A 7,114-nucleotide genomic window follows, 5' to 3' on the forward strand; every position below is an offset into this window, starting at 1 on the left:
CGAGCGTTTTGTAGGTGAGGGGGCCGCGCCGAGCATCCCGATCCGTCGTTGGGCACATCGGTGCATAGAGAAGCAGCGCTTCGCGATGGTTCTCTTTTGAAAGCTGCTAACATATTGGTCTTAATGGTGTTTGAGCGGCGGCGTCAAAAGTGGCAGCAGCTGATGCACGCGCCCGAATTCCCGGCGGTTCGCGGAAATCGGCGAAAATATGTCGGGCTTCGATAGGGGCGGGTGGCGGAGGCTTGAAAAATTTCGCTGTATATAGATAATGAGGGTGCATTTACATTCAGTGCATTTCTTCCAAACTAAATTTTATGGGGAATTGGCGTTGAAAATTACCGTCTGCGCTTGCACTTGGCAGCGCCCCCGGGGACTCGAAAATTTATTAGCGTCTTTCCGGAGGCTTCGCACAACCGATAGCATGGAAGTAGATTTCCTGATCGTTGACAATGATCTAACGCCCACCGCTCAGGGGGTTTTCGAACGGGAGACACAAAGCTTTCCATGGCCCTGCCACTACGTCCATGAGCCTCGACCGGGGGTTCCGTCGGCGCGCAACCGTGCTCTTCAGGAGTTGCGCGACGTGGATTACTTCGCATTCGTCGATGACGATGAGACTGTGGATCCTGATTGGCTTGTCGAGCTTGTCACGGTGGCGCAGAGCACTGGGGCGACCTTTGTTCAGGGGCCGGTCGATATGCGCGTTGAACGCCAAGAAGACCGCTGGTGGCTGCGCACGCTCTTTTTTCGTCAGCGCAGGTTCCCGAACGGCGCGAAACGCGTAGAGAGCTGGACGAACAACGTGCTGGTCGCGCATCCTTTCGTGCGAGAGCACCACTGCCGTTTCGATCTGCGGATGCGGTTCAATTCCGGCGAAGATACTCTGTTTTTTCAGGATATCGTGCGCGCTGGCGGCGAGGGGGCCTATGCGGCGCAAGCTTGGGTTCACGAAACGCAGGGAGCCGAGCGTCTTTGCTGGCGTTGGGCGCTGCACCGTCAGTTCAACTACGGTCGCACGCGGGCGCTGACCTTTCTTTTGCGGCAGCCGCTGTCAATCTCCGTGCTCTATTGCGCCCTGCGCGCCACGGCATTGATCGGCGTATCCCTTTGCTACGCGATGACAATTCCGTTTCAGGGAAAGCTGGGCGTGGCGAACAGCCTGGCGCTTGGCACACGGGCCTTCGCCATCCTCTACACAGCGACCTGCGCAATTTTCAGCAATCGATTACAGACCGTCTCCCCCCCCGTGACCATCGCCGACTCGAGTTCCGATGTTCGATAATCGCACCGCTTTCGACAAGATCGGCCTTCGGGTGCTGCAGCGCCGCCTTGATGTCGCGCGCGGGATCGGTCGCAACCATTTCGGGCTCGAGATCGCGGGACGCAAGATCGGCTACTGTTATGTCCGCAAGAATGGATGTTCGAGCTTCAAGAAGATGTTTCTCGAATGCTCGCCGCATCGGGCCGAGTTGCAAGCCGAAGAGCGCCCGATAGATTTCATGCGCCGCCATCACCGTCTCAAAAGCGCGGACCTGCGCGGCTGCGATCACCTGATCTTTGTGTATCGCGATCCGGTGCAGCGGACGCTGTCGATGTTCCGCAACAAATTCATCGCGCGGAGCGGGGCAGAGGATATTCATCAGAGCTTCGAGCGGACCATCGGAAAGCCGGTGGAACGCGCGACGTTTCGTGATTTCGTCACGGGCTATCTGTCTCGGGATTTTTCCACGTTGGATCGCCATGTGCTGCCGCAGCGCACGCACCTGCAGCGCGCGCTCTATACCGATGTCCTGCCGGTGTCGGAGATCTACGCGGGCATGTGCCGTATTCTGGGTCCGGCGGTGGCGGCGCGGTATTTTCTTCGTCCGGCCAACAGCACCTTTCACGTGCCGCATCGCGAGGTATCGGCGGCGGCTGATCGGCCGATCCGCGATCTTGTCGCGCTTCACGACCAAGAAGGTTGCATGCCGGACGATGCGAGCCTCTTGCCCGATGACCTCGCCAGTCAGCTGAGGGCGCGCTACGCGATGGACTACGAGATCATTGCCGCGATGCAGGATACTGCGCGAAGTGCCTGAGTTCCCTTTCGTCACCGTCGCGATCGCGGCCTATGCAGCCGAAACTTTCGTCGGGGCGGCGATCCGTTCGGCACTGCGGCAGGAGGGTGTCGCGCTCGACGTCGTGGTGGCAGACGACGCATCCCCCGACAAAACCGCCGAGGTGATCGCGCGGATGGCGGCAGAAGAGCCTCGCCTTTCGCTGATCCGCTGCGCGACGAATGGCGGGCCAGCGGGCGCGCGAAATGCGGCATTCGGCGCGGCGCGCGGCGATTGGATCGCGGTCCTTGATGCGGATGACGCATTCGCGCCGGGCCGGCTTGCGCGGATGTGCCATGCTGGCGAGGCGCAAGACGCCGACATCGTGATCGACGACTTCCTTTCGGTGATGCCGGATGGCTCGGCCTGTCCGGGGGCGCTGCTGTCGGACCGTCGCCCCTCGGGGCTTCTGAGCCTGTCAGATTGGCTGGAGCTCAACGGACTGCGCCGGGGCGAAGTGAGTTTCGGATATGCCAAGCCGCTGTTTCGGAGAGCGTTTCTGGAAGGGCGCGGCCTCAGCTACAATCACGCCTTGCGCAACGGTGAAGATTTCCACCTCGTGCTCGAGGCGTTGGCCAAGGGGGCGCGCGTCTATTTTACGGCGGAGCCCGGCTATCTTTATACGCGGCGCGAGGGGTCGGTTTCGCGCCGTCTCGACCCTGCCCATATGGTGGCGCTTGCGCGCGCGGACGAGCGCGTTCTTGCTGGGCTTGCGCCAGACCTGCGCAAGGCCACCGCGCCGCTCTTTGCGCGGCGCAAACGCAACATGATGCGGCTTGCAACAACCGAAACCGTGCTCGGCGCCCTGAAGTCCCGAGACCCCAGCGCGGCGCTTGCGGGGCTGGCGCGGCACCCGGCGGCGTTTGGTCGGATAATGGGCCATGTGGCGGAGGCCCTGCGCAAGCGCGTGGCGCGCGCGAAGTGAAGGACGACAAGGCGACGCCGCGCCGTGCGACCCTGATCGTGGCCCGTCGGCTGGATGCGATGGGCGAGGGCAGCAACAGCTATCTCAAACCGTATCTCATGCTGTGTCGCGACGCCGGCCTGTCCACGCGTTTGCTGTTCGCGCCGCGCAGGTCTTTTGGGAACCTTGCTTGGGCGCGCCTTCATCCGGATTTTGCGGGTTTGGTGGACAGGGTGGACTGGGCGCAGACGATCCGGGTGGGTGGGCTCTGGATCTCGCTGTCGCCCGAAGTGTGGTTGCGTCTCTTGCGGCGGATCGGTGCCGAAGCACTGCGGAGGCTCCGCGGACGAACCGAACGCCCCTATCCAAGCGCATTGGGCGTGGAACTGTCGGAGCGGGAGGCCCGGGATGTGGCGCGCCGGGCATCTGCCGAACCGATTGACGTGCTGACGGTCGAATACAGCAGTCTGGGCCCGCTTCTGGACCGAATCGATGCAGAAAAACGGATCGTGTTTCTTCATGATCTGTTTTCGCTGCGGGCGAAGTCCTTCCGTGACGCTGGCCTCGAGCCCGATCATGCGGAGATGACGCTGGAGGAAGAAGCCGCGCGCTGCTCTGGTGCCGACGTGCTGATCCATGCAAGCTGTACCGAGTTGGAGCAGCTCCGCCCGCTTCTGCCGCAGGCGGCGCATGTCTGGATGCGGCCAGAGGTCATTTCCGCCCGCGCAGATGGCGACCCGGCCGCCGCGCCGCATGGGGTTTTTCTCGGCTCTCAGCACGCCGGTAATGTCGCCGCATTGGACTATCTTCGCCGCCGCGTCTGGCCGGAGGTTCGCGCTCGGGTGCCCGGCGCAGAGCTTTGGATTGCGGGCAGTATCTGCGCCCGGGTTGACTCTGCCGCTGCCAAAGCCGAAGGGCTGCGCCTGATGGGACGGGTCGATGATTTGGGGGTGCTGGGTGGCCCGCAAGCGATCGGGCTGGCTCCGATGCTTCTGGGCAGTGGCATACCCATCAAGGTCGCCGATTATCTGGCGCTCGGCATGCCGGTTGTCGTTACGCCAAATGTACTGAATCCATTTGGGACCGCGTTGGATGGGATGGTTCTGGAAGCCAAGACAGAGGCAGACTATCCCTACGTAATCTGCAGGATTCTTCGCGACGAGGGCCTTCGGCGGGAAATGTCAATCCTGACCGCAGAGCTGCCGGGGCGATTCAGCAATGATGCAGTGCTTTTGGAGATTAAAGCTTAGGCATCTGTTGCTCGCTGTAAATTCAGTAAACCTCTCTCAACTATGACCGGATAATGGCGTTCATAAGGTTATGAAATATAAAAAATAGCTTAGTTAATTGGGCGTATTTGTGAATTATTTCGCCCTAAGAAAACGAGCAATAACTCGCCGGTATTCGCTTTGGATGATGTCGGATTCTTGCCGTTTACAAGTTTACCCAAGGAAAAGGGGCGTGACCTAGACTGGAGAACGCGCCCGTATTGGTCCAGACGGCTCAAAACGACAACTCAAATAGAGGGGCGGAGTAGAGCAGGGACAGACATAAATTCTTCAGTACAGGCGGCCAGAACCATGTAAGCCGCCGGCGGCCAACTATGCCAGGCCCGACGTTTTCGCGTAGGTATGAGACATATCCCTTTGTTCGCGCTGAACTTCACTTCGCGCGGGCGGTTAGAGCGTGTGTTGAGTACGTCAGCTTCCCGGACAGGGGTACTAAAAAAAGCCGGAAGCAAACCGCGTTGCAAACAACGTTTGGCCATCGATCTGCCGCAAACCGAAATCACCTAATTCGTATAAACACACGCTGAAGTGGAAAAAGGGCGTGTGCAAAATGGAGAGCTGTACTCAATGGACGATATGACTTCGCATGAAGATGCGACGCTGGCCTTTGCGAATCCAACCGAAGCAACTCACGTAGCGTCAACATCGGGAAAATGGAGCGATCCGTCAACCTGGGAAAATGGAAAAGTCCCGGGAGCTGACGCAAAAGTGTATATTCCCGAAGGTGTTGACGTCGAATACGACTCCACTTCCAACGCAAGAATTGAATGGGTGCGTGTGGATGGCGCCCTCGACTTCGCGACCGATCAGGACACCAACCTGCTTGTCGAAACCATGGTCACCGGCACCGCCTCGCGGCTGACCGTCGGCACCGCCGAGAAGCCGGTCGAAGCCGGTGTGACAGCGAACATTGTCATCGCCGACGGCCCGATCGACACGAGTATCGACCCCACCTACCTCAGCCACGGTCTGATTGCGCAGGGCAGCGTCCGGATGCAGGGCGCAGAGAAATCGCCCTACGGAACGCTGGAAGGCAACGCGACCGCTGGCAGCACGTCGCTGGTCCTTGATGGCGGCACCGAAGGCTGGCAGGTCGGCGATACCATCGTCGTCATGGGCACCCAGCTTGGCCAGTTCGAGGACGAGAGCCGCAAGATCGTTGCGATCGAACAGACGGCGACCGGGGTCAAGCTGACCCTCGACAGCGCCCTTCAATACGACCATACCACCCCGCCCGGCTACGCCGAACTGGACATCTACGTCGGCAACGAAACCCGCAACATCGTCATTTCCTCGGAGAACCCCGAAGGGGTCCGCGGCCACGTGATGATGATGCACACCCCCGATGCCTCCATTCAGTTTGCGGAGTTCTCGGAACTGGGCCGGACCGACAAGTCCCGTCCGCTTGATGTGGGTGACAACGTGTCGGCCCGCTACCCTCTGCACCTGCACGAGACCGGCACCGAAGCTGGCAGCGACATGGCTGTGCTCTATGGCAACTCGGTGCATGGCTCGCCGGGCTGGGGCATCGTACAGCACTCGAGCAATGCTGCGGTGGATTACAACTTCGTCCACGACATCGTCGGCGCCGGCATCGTGTCGGAAGACGGCGACGAAACCGGCCAATGGATTGGGAACTTCGTCACCGGCATCCCCGGCGATGGCACGGATTTCTCGATCGACCGCGACGAGCTTGCGGCAGACTTCGGCCACAGCGGCGTGGCCTATGAAAATCAGGCCCGTCAGATCGTCCAGCAGGACAATATCGCGGCCAACGCCAACACTGGCTGGATGTTCCGCGCAGCGGAAGCCAGCGTCGACAACCCCGATCGCGACGCGCTGCAATTCGATCCCGCGCCGCTGATGCCGGTCCTCAACAATGAAGAACCTGCGATTGTCGGCTTCCACAACAACGTGGCCGTCGCCATCAGCGAGGTGATCGACACCGGCCACAGGCAGCTTGCCTCCATGACCACCGACCTTCGGAGTGATTTCGTTGGGTTGACCGCATGGGAAGTCGATACGGTCCTGCTCGCCTTCAACTACACCGGCGAATACGTGATCCGTGACGGTCTGTTCATCGGGGATGACGACGGTGCGGGACGTGCCATCGTGCTTGGTCTGAAGCAAGAGGGCACCTCGATCGTCGACAGCCATTTCGATGGTTTCAGATCGGTGGTTTACGATCAGGGCAGCAACCACGAAGGCGTCTATATCGGCAACACCTTCATAAACAACGGCGCCATCATCGAGTCGGACTACTATGGCGACGAACGGCTGCAGTCGCAGTCTGGTGCCAGCATGGAGACGCTGGCGCGCCCGATCCTCGTGCTCGATGCCGATGCGGATCTGACCATGGGGCCGAAAGACCGGGAGCTGCTGATCTCGGGGACGATCACCGACAACGCCGGGACGCTGCGGCTTGGCTCGAACGATTGGGAGGGCAAGAAGTTCTCGCTTCGTGACGGCATCACCACCGACGATCCCAACTTCGGCAAGCCCGAACCCGAAGACCTTATCCCGATCCACGGCGCCATGCGCGACGGCAACGGCGGCTGGGTGATGCCCATCGCGATCTGGATCACCGACCGGATCACGGGCGAGCATTTCGCCTATCGCATCGATATCTCGCTGGTGGGCTACACCGATGAATATCTTCAGCAGTTCGAAATCACCGATTTCCAGCTGCCCTCGGGCGAGATCAAGATCTTCAGCGACTATGGCTTCTCGGGCGACACCGGAACCAATCCGGGTGATGGCTCTGGCGGCGATACCGGGACCAATCCGGGCGATGGCTCTGGCGGCGACACCGGGACCAATCCGGG

General features: G+C 60.5%; 5 protein-coding genes. All 5 read left to right on the forward strand.

What is annotated here, in order from left to right; genetic code table 11:
* Positions 1 to 268 precede the first annotated feature (268 nt).
* Positions 269 to 1,282: a glycosyltransferase family 2 protein gene (locus G0A00_RS21445; protein WP_235953131.1), complete on the forward strand. Its 1,014-nt coding sequence runs from the start codon at positions 269 to 271 to the stop codon at positions 1,280 to 1,282.
* A gap of 31 nt (positions 1,283 to 1,313) precedes the next feature.
* Entirely contained in the window at positions 1,314 to 2,078 is a 765-nt protein-coding gene (locus G0A00_RS21450) for a sulfotransferase family 2 domain-containing protein (RefSeq protein ID WP_164214278.1), read from the forward strand.
* Positions 2,071 to 3,021 (forward strand): glycosyltransferase family 2 protein, encoded by a 951-nt coding sequence (locus G0A00_RS21455; protein ID WP_164182831.1) that lies wholly within the window; start codon positions 2,071 to 2,073, stop codon positions 3,019 to 3,021. The genes G0A00_RS21450 and G0A00_RS21455 overlap by 8 nt, the downstream gene beginning before the upstream one ends.
* Positions 3,018 to 4,250, forward strand: a complete 1,233-nt coding sequence (locus G0A00_RS26900; protein ID WP_164182830.1) for a glycosyltransferase family 4 protein — start codon at positions 3,018 to 3,020, stop codon at positions 4,248 to 4,250. Before G0A00_RS21455 ends, G0A00_RS26900 begins: the two co-directional genes overlap by 4 nt.
* Before the next feature lie 747 nt (positions 4,251 to 4,997).
* Positions 4,998 to 7,114: G8 domain-containing protein (locus tag G0A00_RS21465; protein WP_203595470.1), on the forward strand; the 2,117-nt coding region annotated here is incomplete at its 3' end.

The organism is Salipiger sp. PrR002, from assembly GCF_010500775.1.
Classification (GTDB): Bacteria; Pseudomonadota; Alphaproteobacteria; order Rhodobacterales; family Rhodobacteraceae; genus Salipiger.